Genomic DNA, 15,119 nt, shown 5'->3' on the forward strand with positions numbered 1-15,119 from the left:
GTGCGGTGCGGTGCGGTGCGGTGCCGGCGCGGGGCGGGGCGGGGCAGTGCGGCGCGGGCGGGGCGGTGGCAGTAGTCGGTGCGGTGGCGGTGGTCGGTGCGGCGGCGGGGGTGTGGTTCCTGCGATCGGCGCGGCGGCGTTCGCCCGTGTCGGTGGTGGTCCCTACACTCATCCGGGTGAGTTCACCGACGACTGCTCAGGCATCGACAACGACCACCGTCTCCGGGAGTGAGCGGCCGACGCTGCTGCTCCTGGACGGGCACTCGCTGGCCTACCGCGCGTTCTTCGCGCTACCGGCGGAGAACTTCAAGACCGTCACCGGGCAGACCACCAACGCGGTGTACGGCTTCACCTCGATGCTGATCAATCTGCTGCGCGACGAGAAGCCCAGCCACGTGGCCGCGGCATTCGACGTGTCCCGCAAGACCTTCCGTACCGAGGCGTACCCGGAATACAAGGCCAACCGCAGCGCGACGCCCGACGAGTTCCGCGGTCAGGTCGAACTCACCAAGGACGTGCTGGGCGCGCTGGGCATCCCGGTGATGGCGATCGACGGCTACGAGGCCGACGACGTGATCGCCACGCTCACCACCCAGGCCGTCGCCCAGGGCTACCGGGTCTTCATCGTCACCGGTGACCGCGACGCGATCCAGCTGGTCAACGACGACGTCACCGTGCTCTACCCGCGCAAGGGCGTCTCCGACCTCACCCGCTTCACCCCGGCCGAGGTGGCGGCCAAGTACGGTCTCACCCCGGCCCAGTACCCCGACTACGCGGCGCTGCGCGGCGACCCCAGCGACAACCTGCCCGGCATCCCCGGCGTCGGCGAGAAGACCGCGGCCAAGTGGATCCGCGAGTACGGCGACCTGGCCACCCTGGTGGACAAGGTCGACCAGGTCAAGGGCAAGGTCGGCGACTCACTGCGCGCCAATCTGTCCAGCGTGGTGCTCAACCGCCAGCTCACCGAGATGGTGCGCGAGGTGCCGCTGCCCTACACCCCCGACCAACTGGCCCAGGCGCCGTGGGACCGGGAGAAGATCCACCAGCTCTTCGACGACCTGGAATTCCGGGTGCTGCGCGACCGGCTGTTCGAAACCCTCGGCTCCGCCGAACCGGAGGCGGAATCGGGCTTCGAGATCAGCGGCGCCGCCCTCGAGCAGGGCGCGGTCGCCGACTGGCTGGCCGAGCATGCGAAAGCCGGTGTCCGCCACGGTCTCTCGATCGTCGGCACCGGCACCCCGGTACACGGGGACGCCCGCGCGCTGGCCATCGCGGCCGCCGACGGTGAGGGCGGCTATATCGACCTCACCGCGCTGAGTACCGAGGACGAGGCAGCCCTGGGCGCCTGGCTGGCCGACCCGGCCGTCCCCAAGGCGCTGCACGAGGCCAAGGCCGCCCAGCACGCGTTGCGCGGGCGCGGCCTCACCCTGGCCGGGCTCACCAGCGACACCGCGCTGGCCGCCTACCTGGTCCGCCCGGGCCAGCGCAGCTTCAACCTCGACGACCTGTCCCTGCGCTACCTCAAGCGCGAACTGCGCGCCGAGACCGGCGACTCGGGTCAGCTCTCGCTGCTCGACGACGAGGACACCGTCGCCGCCGACATCGCCCGCGAGGAGATGCTGCGCGCCCGCGCGGTCGCCGACCTGGCCGAGGCCCTGGACCAGGAACTGGCCCAGATCGAGTCGACCGCGCTGCTGCACGAGATGGAACTGCCCTTGCTCGGCGTGCTCGGTACGCTCGAGGAGGCGGGCATCGCCGTCGACGTCGACCAGCTCGAATCGCTGCAGCGTCAGTTCGCCGACCGGGTCACCGAGGCGGCCAACTCCGCCTACGAGGTGATCGGCAAGCAGATCAATCTCGGCTCGCCCAAGCAGCTGCAGGTGGTGCTGTTCGACGAGCTCGACATGCCCAAGACCAAGCGCACCAAGACCGGTTACACCACCGACGCCGACGCGCTGGAGTCGCTGTTCGAGAAGACCGGCCACGCCTTCCTCGAGCACCTGCTCGCGCATCGCGACGCGACCAGGCTCAAGGTCACCGTGGACGGCCTGCTCAAGTCCGTCGCCGACGACGGACGCGTGCACACCACCTTCAACCAGACCATCGCCGCCACCGGCAGGCTCTCCTCGACCGAGCCGAACCTGCAGAACATCCCGATCCGCACCGACACCGGCCGCCAGATCCGCGACACCTTCGTCGTCGGTCCCGGCTACGCCGAGCTGATGACCGCCGACTACAGCCAGATCGAGATGCGCATCATGGCGCACCTGTCCGGCGACGCGGGCCTGATCGAGGCGTTCAACTCCGGCGAGGACCTGCACACCTTCGTGGCGTCGAAGGCCTTCGACATCCCGCTGTCGGAGGTGAACCCGGAGATGCGCCGCCGGATCAAGGCCATGTCCTACGGTCTGGCGTACGGCCTGAGCTCCTACGGCCTCTCGGCCCAGCTGAAGATCAGCACCGCCGAGGCCAAGGAGCAGATGGACGTCTACTTCGACCGCTTCGGCGGCATCCGCGATTACCTGTCGGAGGTCGTCGACGAGGCCCGTAAGGTCGGTTACACCCAGACCCTGTTCGGTCGTCGCCGCTATCTGCCCGACCTGGATTCCAGCAACCGCCAGCGCCGCGAGGCCGCCGAGCGGATGGCGCTCAACGCGCCGATCCAGGGCACCGCGGCCGACATCATCAAGGTCGCGATGATCAACGTGCAGACCGCGATTCGCGCGGCGGGCCTGCGCTCCCGGATGCTGTTGCAGATCCACGACGAACTCGTCTTCGAGGTCGCCGAGGGTGAGCGTGAAACGCTGGAAGCCCTTGCCCGGGAACAGATGTCGTCCGCTATCGAGCTCTCGGTTCCGCTGACGGTCTCGGTCGGCACCGGACGCAGCTGGGACTCGGCGGCGCACTGAATGCGGTCACCCGGCGCGGCGCCACGGCGAGGTGACGCGGTGGCGCCGCCGTGACCCGGTCGGCAGAATGACCGGATGCTGATTCGACCAGGGGGAGTCGCCGACGCGCCGGCCGTCGCCACCTTGCACGCCGCCAGCTGGCGGGTCGCCTATGCCGGGATGCTGCCCGCGGAGTATCTGGCGGGGCCGATGCCCGCCGACCTGGCCGCACGCTGGCGGACGATCCTGGTCGACGCGCTGACGCCGGGGTTGCTGGTGGCCGAGGACGACGGCGAGCTGGTGGGGTTCGTCTACCTGCGCCCGATGCCGGACGGGCGCGTGCTGCTGGACAACCTGCATGCCCGGCCGGGCCTGCTCGGCCGGGGGATCGGTACGGCCCTGATCGAGGCGGGCCTGGCCTGGTCGGCGCGGGAGTTCCCCGATCGGCCGGTCTACCTGGAGGTACTGCGCGCCAACACCGCGGCGATCGCCTTCTACGAGCACCGCGGCTGGCAGCGCACCGACGCCGGGATCGCGCGGTTCGACGCCGGCTTCGCGGTGCCGGAATACGAGTACACCTGGCGACAGGTGGCGCCTTTGTCCAAGACGTCGCCGACCGCGCGGTCGTAGGGTGGTGAGGGTAGACCGAAGGAGTTGAGTGCCATGACCGGATTCGTCGCTACCGCCGATACCGAGATCACCGCCTCGCCCGACCGGGTCTGGGCCGTGCTGACCGACCCGGCGCAGATCCGCCGGTTCATGTTCGGGGCCGAGGTGTCGACCGACTGGCTGCCGGGCAGCCCGATCACCTGGACGGGTGAGTACGAGGGCACCGCGTACGAGGACAAAGGGGAGATCCTGGCCGTCGAGCCCGGCCGACTGCTGCAACTCACCCACTACAGCCCGCTCAGCGGCGCGCCCGACCTGCCCGAGAGCTATCACACGCTCACCTACGAGCTGACCGGCAGCGCGACAGGCACCCACCTGTCGCTGAGTCAGGACAACAACGCGAGCCCGGCCGAGGCCGAGCACGCCCGCGCGATGTGGGCCGGCCACGTCGACGGGATCAAGCAGGCCGCCGAGGGGGCGTAGTAGTCCGGGCCCGGCCGGAGATGCGTCCTCGGTTCGCGCGCGGGGTGTGGCAGCATCGGCGGTATGAGCGCCGATGTCATCGCGACCCCGCTGCCCGACTGCCCCGACATCACCCGCGCCTTCGCGGCGTCGTGGCCGGTGCGTCTCGGCGATACCGACGGGCAGGACCGGCTGCGGCTCGACGCGGTGGCCCGGTATCTGCAGGACATCGGGTTCGACCACCTCGACGCGGTCGAGGACGGGGACGCCCATCAGGCGTGGATCGTGCGGCGCACCGTGATCGATGTCTACGAGCCGATCGAGTTCGGTGACCGCGTGCAGCTACGCCGGTGGGCCGACGCGCTGTCGAATCGCTGGTGCGACATGCGGATTCAGCTCAAAGGCGAGCGCGGCGGGCACATCGAGGCCGCGGCGTTCCTCATCCACATCGACCCCGTGGCCGGACGGCCCGCCCGGATGAGTGACGCGTTCATGGCGCCCATGCTGGCCAGCACCACCGAGCACCGGCTGCGCTGGCGGGCCGCGCTGAGCGAACTCGACGACCTCGATGTCGAGGCGGTTCCGTTCCCGCTGCGGGTGACCGACGTGGACCGGCTGGGCCATGTCAACAACGCCGTCTACTGGGAAGCCGTGGAGGAGGCTCTCGCCGCGCACCCCGACCGGCACGAACTGCCGTACCGGGCGATCGTCGAGCACGTCGGCCCGGTGATGGCGGGCGACAAGGTGGTGCTGCGCACGAGTCCGCGTCCCGACGGGCTGCGTCTGCAGGTCGACGTCGACGGTTCGGCGCGGGCGCTGGCCGTGGTCGAGCGGTTGGCCGATGGCCGGAAACCGCTGGGGGACTAGCGAATACGGATCACTCGCCGCGAACGACGAGGGTGGCCGAGCCGCCGGTGAGGTCCACCCGATCCCGGGGCGGCGCGCCCTCCGACGGCGTCTCCCGGTGCATCAGGGTGCTCTGCCGCTGCTCGAACTCGTGCTGCTTGGATCCCTGGAACATCGCGGTCAGATGTTCGAACCCGGTCGCCGCCACCGCCGGGCCGGTGCGCTTGCGGGTCCAGGGAAGTATCCGGGTGCCGGTGAGCCGGTTGACGACCACTTCCACCAGCGCCAGCAGGACCAGCAGCGCCGCCAGCCCGGGGATCGTCATCGCGAAGACCGTACCCATGCGACCACGGTACCGGGCGCCGAGCGCGTACGCGCTGAGCTGCGGTGATGGTACTCACGAGTAGACACGTCGAGGCGGAAAGCAAGTTGCGGTTTCGCGACGATCGCCCTATTCTCGATTCCGTGCCGAATCCCGCCGACCGCTTTGCCGCGCTGCTAGTCGCTGACCGCGACCGCGCGGCCGCTGCTGCGCAGACCGCGCAGGCAGCCACACGGCAGATTCTTCTCGTAGTAACCCGCCGTAGCGGGGTCTGATTCGGACCGGCCCCCTCGCTGCGGGCTGATTTTCATTGTTCTGCTGGTCCCACCTGCCAACGAAGACGATCTTCGGGAAGACCTCACCTGCAATGACACTGCTGACACTGGACCGTGCCCTGTTCGACGCCGCCCCCAAGGGGCTGCGCGCCGAGACCATCGACCTGACTCCCGCCCAGTTCCTCGACCGGTACACCCGGATCGACGGACCGATCACTCTCGGCGAATTCACCTGTTCCGGAACGGATTTCACCGCAACCCTGGAATTCGCCGACCATCTGCGCACCGTCATCGCGGCCGGTAGCCCGGTCGCCGCCATGACCTCGGCGCTCTACGACGAGGGCTACCCCCTCGAGATCCTGCAGTTCCATCAGCGCCGCACCGCCGAGGGCATCGCCACCTTCGTGCAGTGCGAGTTCAACGGCAAGCGCGGCTGGGCCGCGGCCATGCGCGCCGATGCCGCCGAGTCGAGTGTCCGCGCCATGATCGCGGGGCTCAACCTGCTGGCCGGCTGAGCCGACGAGCACGTCCGGGTCCGTTCACCTCACCCGAGGTGAACGGACCCTTCGCGTACGCGGCGCCTATTCGGCGGGAGTGGACTGCTCGGCGATCTGCTTGCGCACCTCGTCCATGTCCAGGCCCTTCACCTGGGTCACCAGGTCCTCGAGCGCGGCGGGCGGCAGCGCGCCCGGCTGGGCGAACACGAGTACGCCCTCGCGGAAGGCCATGATGGTCGGGATGGACTGGATGTTCGCGGCGGCCGCGAGTCCCTGCTCGGCCTCGGTGTCGACCTTGCCGTAGACCACATCGGTGTGCTTGTCCGAGGAGGCCTCGTAGGTCGGTGCGAAGCTGCGGCACGGTCCGCACCAGGAAGCCCAGAAATCGACGAGGACCACGTCGTTTCCGGTGATTACTTCGTCGAAGTTCTGCTGGGTCAGCGTCTGGGTGGCCATGACGTCCCTTCCTTGTCGGTGTCCTCGGCTGTAACGCCGTGGCGTCCCTCTATCTTCCACCGGCCACGAGGCGCTCTTGGCGTGCCTCCCCGTCCCAGCGGCGAATGCCCACCACAACGGTGGAAAAGTCGTGGTCGGTGGCCACCGCGCCGATCGCCGCGCCGAGCCGGTCCGGCGGCACCCGGCGGGCCAGCGTGACGTGTGGGGTCCAGGCGTTCGGCGCCATGGTCGCGGGGACGCCGGGACAGGGCGCCACCAGGTGGTGGACCCGGCGCTGGAGGGCGAGCAGGTCCTCGGTGACCACGACGGGTCGCACCAGGATCGGCCTGCGGGCCCCGAAGACCAGCAGCCCGCCCAGCGTGATCGGCAGCGGCCGGAACTCGATCTCGGCCAGCGCGTGGTCGATCCGGGGCCAGATCTCGCGCGCCACGGCGACGGTGACGTGCGGTCGATGGGTCGCGCCGCGGGGACTGCCGATCCCGGCCTCGGCCAGCACCGCCCACTGCCGCCGGACCTCGGCCTCGCCGTGTTCGTCCAGGAGCAACTCCACCGACTGCACCATGATCTGCAGAAAGTAGTCGCTCCCGCGTGTCCCCGTGGCCGACTCGGTCCGGTCAGGCGCGAGGATGGACGCGTGAACGGTGCGAAGGCGAGCCTGCGGCTCGGTGTGATCGACGGAGACGGAATCGGCCCCGAGGTGGTCGCCGCGACGCGAGCGGTCGTCGACGAGGCGATCGGTGCGGCCGGTCGCGGCCCGGTGGAGTGGGTGCCGCTGCTGATGGGCCACGACGCCATCGCGGCCTACGCCGACCCGCTGCCCGAGCAGACGCTGGTCGCGCTCGAGGACCTCGACGCGTGGATCCTCGGCCCGCACGACAACGCGTCCTATCCCACCGACATGCGGATCGCGCCCGGCGGTACCATCCGCAAACGGCTCGGCCTCTACGCCAACATCCGGCCCGCGGCCGCGTTCGCCGGGGTGCGGGCGAGCGCACCCGACATCGACCTGGTGATCGTGCGGGAGAACAGTGAGGGCTTCTACGCCGACCGCAACATGTTCGCCGGATCGGGGGAGTTCCGCCCCACCCCCGATGTGGCGATGGCGGTCGCGGTGATCACCCGGCAGGCGTGCGAGCGGATCGCGCACCAGGCGCTGCGGCTGGCCCAGGGCAGGCGCAAGCGGGTCACGGTGGTGCACAAGGCGAACGTGCTGCCGATGACGACGGGCCTGTTCCGCGACGTCTGCTACGAGGTGGCCGCGCGGTACCCGGACGTGCGGGTCGACGACGAGCACGTCGACGCGATGGCCGCGCACCTGGTGCGCACGCCCGGCGAGTACGACGTGATCGTCACCGAGAACCTGTTCGGCGACATCCTCTCCGACCTCGCGGGCGAGCTGGCCGGCTCGCTGGGCATGGCCGCCTCCCTGAACTGCTCCGACACCAAGGCGATGGCCCAGGCCGTGCACGGCGCCGCGCCCGGGCTGGCGGGGCGCAATCGCGCCAACCCGGCGGCGCTGCAATTGTCGGCGGCGATGTTGTTGCGGTGGTTGGCCGTTCGCGACGACGACCGCGCGCTGCACGACGCCGCCGAGCGAATCACCCGCGCCGTCGCGGCCACGCTGGCGGCCGGAATCGCGACCGCGGATCTGGGTGGCCTGGCTTCGACCAGCGAATTCACCGAGCAGGTCAGAGCGCGCGTGCACCGGAGGTGAAGGGACCCCTTTCACATTGGCTGATTAATCTTCGGTTACTGTCGCACCACGCTGTGTCCGGTTCGCATACATTGCCAAACAGGCGCTGACACGTGGCCGGCGTCGACGTGAAATGTGGAGGCTCCTTTGTCTGTTCGTATTGTTCTCGGCCGCAGCGCCGCGCGGCTGTTGTGTACCGCGGCCGCGGGTGCGCTGGTGTTGACCGGCTGTGCCGACAACACCGAGGGCGACACCGCCGAGGTGACCAAGGTTTCGGTGGAGAAGGTCGACGCGCTCGCCGCGGCCGTTCCCGACAAGGTGAAGCAGGCAGGCAAGCTGGTGGTCGGCGTCAACGTGCCGTACCAGCCGAACGAGTACAAGGACGCGAGCGGCAAGATCGTCGGCTTCGACGTCGACCTCCTCGACGCCGTGGCGACCACTCTCGGGCTGAAGGTCGACTACGTCGAATCCTCGTTCGAGAAGATCATTCCCGCGATTCAGGCCGGCACCTACGACGTGGGTATGTCCTCGATCACCGATTCGCGCGAACGCGAACAGCAGGTCGATTTCACGACCTATTTCTCCGCGGGCATCCAGTGGGCCCAGCAAACCGGTAAAGCCATCGATCCGAACAATGCGTGCGGCAAGAAAGTCGCCGTACAGTCCACTACGGTCGAGCACACCGACGAGATTCCCGCCAAGAGCGCCAAGTGCGTCGCCGAGGGCAAGCCGGCCATCGATATGAAGGCCTTCGACGAGCAGAGCGCCGCGACCAACGCGCTGGTGCTGGGCCAGGTCGACGCGATGTCGGCCGACTCCCCGGTGACCGCCTACGCGATCAAGCAGAGCGAGGGCAAGATCGAGGCCGCGGGCCCGCTGTTCGATTCCGCGCCCTACGGCTGGGCCGTGCAGAAGGGCTCGCCCCTGGCGGCGGCCCTGCAGAAGGCGCTGCAGCACCTGATCGACAACGGCAAGTACGGCGAGATCACCACGAACTGGGGTGTGCAGGACGGTCAGATCAAGACCTCGGTGATCAACGGCGCAGTGAGCTGACGTGACCGAGCGTAACGACACGGTGGAGGTGCCCGGACCGGGCGCCGAACCCGAACCGATCACGGCGGTCCCGCTGCGCAGGCCGGGTCGCTGGATCGCGGCGGCAATCATCCTGATCCTGGTGGGATTGTTCGTCTACGGCGCGGCCACGAACCCCGCCTACCGGTGGGACACCTACGGCAAGTACCTGTTCGACAGCCGGATCACCGCGGGTGCGCTGGTGACCCTGGAACTCACCGTGCTCGCCATGGCGATCGCGGTGGGTCTGGGCACCGTGCTGGCGGTGATGCGGCTGTCGCCGAACCCGGTGCTGCGGACCACCGCGTGGGTGTACCTGTGGATCTTCCGCGGCACCCCGGTCTTCGTGCAGTTGGTGTTCTGGGGCCTGGTGCCCTCGCTCTACAAGCAGATCGACCTCGGCGTGCCGTTCGGCCCGCAGTTCTTCCACCTGGACGTGCAGCATCTGCAGGCGGCGTTCCTGTTCGCGGTGATCGGCCTCGGTCTCAACGAGGCCGCCTACATGGCCGAGATCGTGCGCGCGGGCATCAACTCCGTGGGTGAGGGCCAGCGCGAGGCCTCGGTGGCGCTGGGCATGTCGTGGACGCAGACGATGCGCCGCACGGTGCTGCCCCAGGCGATGCGGGTGATCATCCCGCCCACCGGCAACGAGCTGATCGGCATGCTCAAAACCACCTCGCTGGTCACGGCCATCCCGCTCAGCACCGATCTGTTCGGCCGCGCGCGCGACATCTACGGCGTGAACTTCCAGCCGATCCCGCTGCTGCTCGTCTGTGCCACCTGGTACCTGGCGATCACCAGTGTCCTGATGGTCGGGCAGTACTACTTGGAGCGCTACTACTCGCGCGGTGCCACCCGGCAGCTGACGGCCAAGCAGCTCGAGGAACTGGCCACGGCGCAGGCGGCGGTGAAGGCGAAATGAGCGAATCAGCAGTGACGACGCCGCCGATGGTGCTCGCCGATCGGGTGTGCAAGAACTTCGGCGCGCTGAAGGTACTCAAGGGCGTCTCGCTGGAGGTGCCGCGCGGCAAGGTGCTGACCCTGGTCGGGCCCTCGGGTTCGGGCAAGTCGACCTTCCTGCGCTGCATCAACCACCTCGAGCAGGTGAACGCGGGCCGGCTCTACGTCGACGGTGATCTCGTCGGCTACCGGGAGAAGAACGGCAAGCTCTACGAGATGCATCCGCGCGACGCCGCGGTCCAGCGCCGCGACATCGGGATGGTGTTCCAGCACTTCAACCTGTTCCCGCACCGGACCGCCCTCGAGAACATCATCGAGGCGCCGACCCAGGTGCGCGGCCTCCGCAGAGCCGACGCGATCGCCAGGGCCGAGGAGCTCCTGGAGCGGGTCGGGCTGGCCGCCAAGCGCAACGCCTACCCGGCGCAGTTGTCGGGCGGTCAGCAGCAGCGGGTCGCCATCGCGCGGGCGCTGGCCATGGACCCCAAGTTGATGCTGTTCGACGAGCCCACCTCGGCGCTGGACCCCGAGCTGGTCGGCGAGGTGCTCACCGTCATGCGCGAACTCGCCGACTCCGGCATGACGATGATCGTGGTGACCCACGAGATGGGCTTCGCCCGCGAGGTCGCCGACGAGCTGGTGTTCATGGACGGCGGTGTGGTCGTCGAGTCGGGCCCGCCGCGCGAGCTGCTGGCCAACCCCCAGCACGAGCGCACCAAGGCTTTCCTGTCGCGCCTGCTCTGAGCTGCCGAAAGACCGACGGCCCCGCGGATATCCGCGGGGCCGTCGCTCATTCCTGGCGGTTCTTCAGCTGTTCCAGCGAGACCTGGGCCTGGGCGATGCGCCGGATGGCGGCCATGGCGGTGTCACCGAGGACGGTCAGCACCACGACGGCGTCGATGATGTCGTCGCGCCCGCCCGCGGCCAGCGCGGTCGCCACGTCGTTGTCGGCGATCACCCGCGCACCGTCGAAGTAGCTCGGCAGCGCGGTGGTGCCCCAGTCCTCGTAGCCCAGCTGGGCCAGCCGCACCAGGACCGAGGTGAGGATGTCGATCGGCCCGGGGCTCGGCTCGGCGGCCCAGCCACGGCGGTCCATCTCCGCGCGCACGGTGGCCGCGGCGCGCTCCCATTCGGCGTCGGCGGCGGGCGGCGGTGGTGCGGTGATGCTGTCCTGCACCACGCCGAGCAGGCTGAACATGGGCAGGTCGGGGGAGTCGACGGCGGCGAGCACTTCGCCCACGGTGGCCACCGGCAGCCCGCCGACCTCGATCAGCGCGCGCACCAGCCGCAGCCTGCGCAGGTGCTGTTCGCCGTAGCTGGCCTGGTTGGGCCCGGTCCGCTCGCCCGGCGGGAGCAGGCCCTCGCGCAGGTAGTACTTGATCGTCGCGAGCGCGATCCCGCTGCGCTCGCTCAACTCGGAGATCCGCACAGTTCACCTCTGCTTTCGGCCGCCCCCTTGCTCACCCTGGATACAGCGGATAGTCTAACTATCCATAACGGATAGTGAAGCTATCTATCTCTGGGAGATTCGTCATGTCTGTCCTTTCGTCCCTCGACGCGCTGCCCCGCAGGCAGTCCGGACTCCACCGCCCCCTGCTCTACTTCGCCGCGATCAACGCGGTCCTGGTCGTCGTCGGGCTGGTCGGGATGCTGGTCGACGACCGGGTGATCGCCGGGTCGACCGCCTGGTTCAAGCCGACCAAGTTCGCGATCTCGTTCGTGCTCTACAGCGTCGCGCTGGCCTGGCTGATCTCGTTGCGGCCCAAGGTGTCCCGGCTCACCTCGGCGATGGCGACGGTGATCGTCGTCGCCGGCGCCATCGAGCAGCTGATCATCTTCGGTCAGGTGGTGCGCGGCACCCGCAGCCACTACAACATGACCACCACGTTCGATGCCGTGCTGTGGGTCACCATGGGCAGCACCATCCTCGTGCTCTTCCTCGCCACCATGGTCGTCGCGGCGCAGCTCGCGTTCGCCAGGTTCGGTGACCGGGCGACCACCTGGTCGATCCGGCTCGGTCTGGCGATCACCTTGGTCGGGCTCGGCCTGGGCAATCTGATGCCGAACCGCGAATCGGGCGTGACCGACATCGCCGGCGCGCACACCGTCGGCGCGCCCGACGGCACGCCGGGCATGCCGCTGACCGGCTGGAGCACCACGCACGGGGACCTGCGTATTCCGCACTTCTTCGGCATGCACGCCCTGCAGGTGTTGCCACTGTTCGCCGCGCTGCTGCTCATCTTGGCGCCGCGCGTGCCGGTGTTCGCTTCCGTGCGTGCCCGCCTCGGGCTGGTCTGGACCGTGGCCTTCGGCTACGCCGCGACGCTGGCGCTGCTCACCTGGCAGGCCCTGCGCGGTCAGCCGCTGATTCATCCCGACCGGGTCACCCTGACCGCGGCCGCGGCGATCGTCACCCTCGTCGTCGCCGGAACTCTCGCCTCGCTCGCGAGCGCGACCCTCACCCGACAGGCGGTCACCGCATGAGCACGCTCTTCGATCTCTCGTTCTTCGTCACCGTGCCCTTCTGGGCGCTGATGATCCTGGCGCCCACCTGGCGCCACACCCGGACGATCATCGGCTCGCCGTGGATCGTGTTGCTGCCGTTGACGATCTGGGCGATCGTGGCCGTGCCGGTCCTCGGCGCGCTGTGGTCGCTGGTCACCTCGCCGTCGCTGGACGCGATCACCGCCGCCGTCGCCGACCCGGCCCTGCTCACCGCCCTGTGGGCCCAGATCATCGCCTGGGACCTGTTCCTCGGCCGCTGGATCTACCTCGACAGCCGCGAGCGCGGGATCTCCCCGCTGCTGATGGGCCCGCTGCTGGTCGCCACGATCCTGTTGTCGCCCATCGCCTTCCCGATCTACCTCGTGGTGCGCGAGGTGGCGGGCAAGCCGGTGGCCGTGGCGCGCCAGGATTCGATCCCCGCCTGACGACCACGGCCCGGACCGTGCCGGTCCGGGCCGGTCGTGGCGGACCGCAGTCAGACGAGTCTCTCCTTCACTCGATCCCGCTCACATTCCCGCGGCGATGAACCCGCCGATGACACCACCGATCACGCAGCCGACCACCGCGCCGACCAGGAAGAACCAGATCCCGATCAGAATGCCGACGGCGCACCCGATCGCGACGCCGGCGACGATGGAGCCCGTCGTGGCGGCCTGGTGCAGGCCGAGCACCGCGGGTGCGGTCGCCGCCGCGGCGGGCGCGGGCGCAGGCGCACTGACCGGGGTGAGGGTCAGTACCCGCGCGCTGCTGTCGAGAGCGGGCGCCACGGTGACGCTCTGCCCGGTCGCCATGCGCAGGGTCGTCGGAATGGCGCCGACCACCGCGCCGTCGTCGGCGAAGACGGTGACCGTGCCGTCGCCGAGTTCGAACCGCCCCGCGACGAGGTCGATCGTCGCCGTCGAGTGGTCCGCCGCCAGTGTCGTCGTGTAGGCCAGTGGCCCGTCGATCGCGCTGAAGGTCAGATCCTGGCCCACTCGGGCCTGTCCATTCGCCATAGCCGTGCTGACACCGGTGGCCGCGATGGCGAATATCGCCGCTGCCACCAGTTTGTTGACGATCATTGTTTCGTCCTTTGTCCGATACTTTCGTTGTCGCCCCCCGACAGCGGCACCGGATGTCTGAATTATCCGCTCTGTCCGATGGTGAAGTCCAGAGTAAAAGGCCAGTTCACAGCGGATTTCCGGGCTGTTTCAGCGGCGGCCGAGGGCGATGCGCAATTGGCCGAGCAAGACCTTGGCCGCCGGTCCGCCGGGGCGATCGGTGCGCCAGGCCAGCGCGAGCCGCCCACGGATCGGCGGGTCGACGATGGCCAGCGCGCGCACGCCGAACGCCTTCGCCTCGTCCTCGGTGAGCGCGGGCACGACCGCGGTGCCGAGACCGTGGGCGGCCAGCCGCAGCAGCAGCGGGGGAGCGGCGGCCTCGAAGGCGATGTCCGGGGTGAAACCCGCCGCAGCGCATGCTCTTTCGAATACGCCCCGCAGGCCGGTGCCGCGCGGGAGACAGATCAGGCGATGTTCGGTCAGCGCGGACAGGCTGATCGTGCCCGCCGACTCGCCGGGGTCGGCGGGCGCGTCGCCGGCGACGGCGGCGACCACCGGCGTCTCCAGGATCACGTCCAGTCCGATGCCGGGATTCGGTGCGGCGCCGGTCAATCCGACCAGGGCGATGTCGAGCTCGCCACGCTCGAGGGCGGCCAGCATCCGCTCGGCGGTGTCCTCGGTGAGGCTGATCCGCACCTGCGGGTGATCATCGTGGAAGTCGGCGAGCACGCCCGCGACATCGAATTCCTCGGTGGCCGCGCCGGAGATCACGCCGAGCCGCACGTGCCCGCGTAGCAGCCCGGAGAATTCCTGCACGGTCTCGCCGATCCGGTCGGCCGCCGCCAGGGCGGCCCGTGCGTGCGCGAGCACCGCCGAGCCGACCTCGGTGGGCGTCACCGACCGAGCGCCCCGGTGCAGCAGTGGCTGACCCAGTTCGCGTTCCAGCTGCCTGACCTGGGCGCTCAACCCCGGCTGCGTCAGATGCAGACGCTCGGCCGCACGCGTGAACCCGCCCTCGTCGACGACGGTGACGAAATACCGCAGCTGCCGCAGTTCCATGCCGGGATTCTAGCGAAGTGCATAACTGATATTTATCGAAGCAAGAACAACTATCTGTTGTACTTCTGCCAGCGGCGACGGCACAGTCGAAGGCATGACCGACAACGCAGCGCAGCCCCTCGAATCCCTGCCCTTCACCGGCCCGGTCTTCACCCCGGCCGACCCCGGCTACGCCGAGGAGGTGGCCGGGTTCCAGACCGCCTACACCCATCGCCCCGCCCTCGTCGTCGGCGCGGTGCATGCCGAGGACGTCCGTGCCGCCGTGGAATACGCCGCGCGGCAGGGTCTTCCGGTCGCGGTGCAGGCCACCGGGCACGGGCTCTCGGTGGCGGCCGACCGCGGCGTGCTGATCACGACCCGCCGGATGGACGCCGTCACCGTCGACCCGGGCGCGCGCACCGCGCGCATCGGCGCCGGGGTGCGGGCGGGCGCCCTGATC

At 69.4% G+C, this 15,119-nt stretch carries 18 protein-coding genes; 12 read left to right on the forward strand and 6 right to left on the reverse strand.

The annotated features are described in order from the left end of the window. Positions 1 to 176: 176 nt before the first annotated feature. The 4 genes from polA to V8688_RS27500 all read left to right on the forward strand — a co-directional run bounded on the left by polA (position 177) and on the right by V8688_RS27500 (position 4,826). A complete protein-coding gene (gene polA, locus V8688_RS27485) occupies positions 177 to 2,909 on the forward strand; it encodes a DNA polymerase I (RefSeq protein WP_342802014.1) in 2,733 nt (910 codons plus the stop codon). Positions 2,910 to 2,984: 75 nt separating this feature from the next. Continuing rightward, complete coding sequence (locus V8688_RS27490) at positions 2,985 to 3,518, forward strand: GNAT family N-acetyltransferase (RefSeq protein WP_342802015.1); 534 nt, start codon at positions 2,985 to 2,987, stop codon at positions 3,516 to 3,518. Between the two features lie 33 nt (positions 3,519 to 3,551). Further along, a complete protein-coding gene (locus V8688_RS27495; protein WP_342802016.1) occupies positions 3,552 to 3,980 on the forward strand; it encodes an SRPBCC domain-containing protein in 429 nt (142 codons plus the stop codon). A gap of 63 nt (positions 3,981 to 4,043) precedes the next feature. Then, positions 4,044 to 4,826 carry an acyl-ACP thioesterase domain-containing protein gene (locus tag V8688_RS27500; protein ID WP_218716658.1) on the forward strand — a complete coding sequence of 261 codons (783 nt, stop codon included), beginning with the start codon at positions 4,044 to 4,046 and terminating at the stop codon, positions 4,824 to 4,826. 10 nt (positions 4,827 to 4,836) lie between these two features. On the opposite strand, the gene V8688_RS27505 is transcribed toward V8688_RS27500, so the two are convergent. Beyond that, the gene (locus tag V8688_RS27505) at positions 4,837 to 5,148 is read right to left on the reverse strand and encodes a DUF6191 domain-containing protein (RefSeq protein WP_218716659.1); all 312 of its coding nucleotides are present in this window, start codon (positions 5,146 to 5,148) and stop codon (positions 4,837 to 4,839) included. A 346-nt stretch (positions 5,149 to 5,494) separates the two neighbouring features. Here V8688_RS27505 and V8688_RS27510 point away from each other — a divergent pair, with 346 nt between their 5' ends. Continuing rightward, positions 5,495 to 5,917: a 2-keto-3-deoxygluconate kinase gene (locus V8688_RS27510; protein WP_218716660.1), complete on the forward strand. Its 423-nt coding sequence runs from the start codon at positions 5,495 to 5,497 to the stop codon at positions 5,915 to 5,917. A 66-nt stretch (positions 5,918 to 5,983) separates the two neighbouring features. Here V8688_RS27510 and trxA read toward each other — a convergent pair whose 3' ends face one another. Then, a complete protein-coding gene (gene trxA, locus V8688_RS27515) occupies positions 5,984 to 6,355 on the reverse strand; it encodes a thioredoxin (protein ID WP_218716661.1) in 372 nt (123 codons plus the stop codon). Positions 6,356 to 6,404: 49 nt separating this feature from the next. After that, positions 6,405 to 6,905 carry a 2'-5' RNA ligase family protein gene (locus tag V8688_RS27520; RefSeq protein WP_308248373.1) on the reverse strand — a complete coding sequence of 167 codons (501 nt, stop codon included), beginning with the start codon at positions 6,903 to 6,905 and terminating at the stop codon, positions 6,405 to 6,407. A gap of 84 nt (positions 6,906 to 6,989) precedes the next feature. Here V8688_RS27520 and V8688_RS27525 point away from each other — a divergent pair, with 84 nt between their 5' ends. The 4 genes from V8688_RS27525 to V8688_RS27540 all read left to right on the forward strand — a co-directional run bounded on the left by V8688_RS27525 (position 6,990) and on the right by V8688_RS27540 (position 10,820). Then, on the forward strand, positions 6,990 to 8,069 hold the full coding sequence (locus V8688_RS27525; RefSeq protein WP_218716663.1) for an isocitrate/isopropylmalate family dehydrogenase: 1,080 nt from the start codon (positions 6,990 to 6,992) through the stop codon (positions 8,067 to 8,069). Between the two features lie 126 nt (positions 8,070 to 8,195). After that, positions 8,196 to 9,101 carry an ABC transporter substrate-binding protein gene (locus V8688_RS27530; RefSeq protein WP_255587009.1) on the forward strand — a complete coding sequence of 302 codons (906 nt, stop codon included), beginning with the start codon at positions 8,196 to 8,198 and terminating at the stop codon, positions 9,099 to 9,101. Between the two features lies 1 nt (position 9,102). Further along, positions 9,103 to 10,041, forward strand: a complete 939-nt coding sequence (locus tag V8688_RS27535; RefSeq protein ID WP_218716664.1) for an amino acid ABC transporter permease — start codon at positions 9,103 to 9,105, stop codon at positions 10,039 to 10,041. A 26-nt stretch (positions 10,042 to 10,067) separates the two neighbouring features. Next, positions 10,068 to 10,820, forward strand: coding sequence for an amino acid ABC transporter ATP-binding protein (locus V8688_RS27540; protein ID WP_218716689.1), 753 nt, complete (start codon positions 10,068 to 10,070; stop codon positions 10,818 to 10,820). Positions 10,821 to 10,866: 46 nt separating this feature from the next. On the opposite strand, the gene V8688_RS27545 is transcribed toward V8688_RS27540, so the two are convergent. Then, a complete protein-coding gene (locus V8688_RS27545) occupies positions 10,867 to 11,505 on the reverse strand; it encodes a MerR family transcriptional regulator (protein WP_342802017.1) in 639 nt (212 codons plus the stop codon). A gap of 104 nt (positions 11,506 to 11,609) precedes the next feature. Between V8688_RS27545 and V8688_RS27550 the strand changes: the two genes are divergently transcribed. After that, entirely contained in the window at positions 11,610 to 12,560 is a 951-nt protein-coding gene (locus V8688_RS27550) for a hypothetical protein (protein ID WP_218716666.1), read from the forward strand. Beyond that, positions 12,557 to 13,006 carry an ABA4-like family protein gene (locus V8688_RS27555; RefSeq protein ID WP_342802018.1) on the forward strand — a complete coding sequence of 150 codons (450 nt, stop codon included), beginning with the start codon at positions 12,557 to 12,559 and terminating at the stop codon, positions 13,004 to 13,006. Before V8688_RS27550 ends, V8688_RS27555 begins: the two co-directional genes overlap by 4 nt. Before the next feature lie 81 nt (positions 13,007 to 13,087). On the opposite strand, the gene V8688_RS27560 is transcribed toward V8688_RS27555, so the two are convergent. Together V8688_RS27560 and V8688_RS27565 are read right to left on the reverse strand one after the other, a co-directional pair. Beyond that, positions 13,088 to 13,642 carry a hypothetical protein gene (locus V8688_RS27560; RefSeq protein ID WP_342802019.1) on the reverse strand — a complete coding sequence of 185 codons (555 nt, stop codon included), beginning with the start codon at positions 13,640 to 13,642 and terminating at the stop codon, positions 13,088 to 13,090. A 129-nt stretch (positions 13,643 to 13,771) separates the two neighbouring features. Beyond that, positions 13,772 to 14,680 carry a LysR family transcriptional regulator gene (locus V8688_RS27565; protein WP_218716669.1) on the reverse strand — a complete coding sequence of 303 codons (909 nt, stop codon included), beginning with the start codon at positions 14,678 to 14,680 and terminating at the stop codon, positions 13,772 to 13,774. A 94-nt stretch (positions 14,681 to 14,774) separates the two neighbouring features. On the opposite strand from V8688_RS27565, the gene V8688_RS27570 reads away from it, so the two are divergent. Continuing rightward, positions 14,775 to 15,119 (forward strand): FAD-binding protein (locus tag V8688_RS27570; RefSeq protein ID WP_342802020.1); only part of this gene is annotated, 345 nt, incomplete at its 3' end.

The sequence above is a fragment of the Nocardia sp. No.11 genome, assembly GCF_038752175.1.
Classification (GTDB): Bacteria; Actinomycetota; Actinomycetes; order Mycobacteriales; family Mycobacteriaceae; genus Nocardia; species Nocardia canadensis.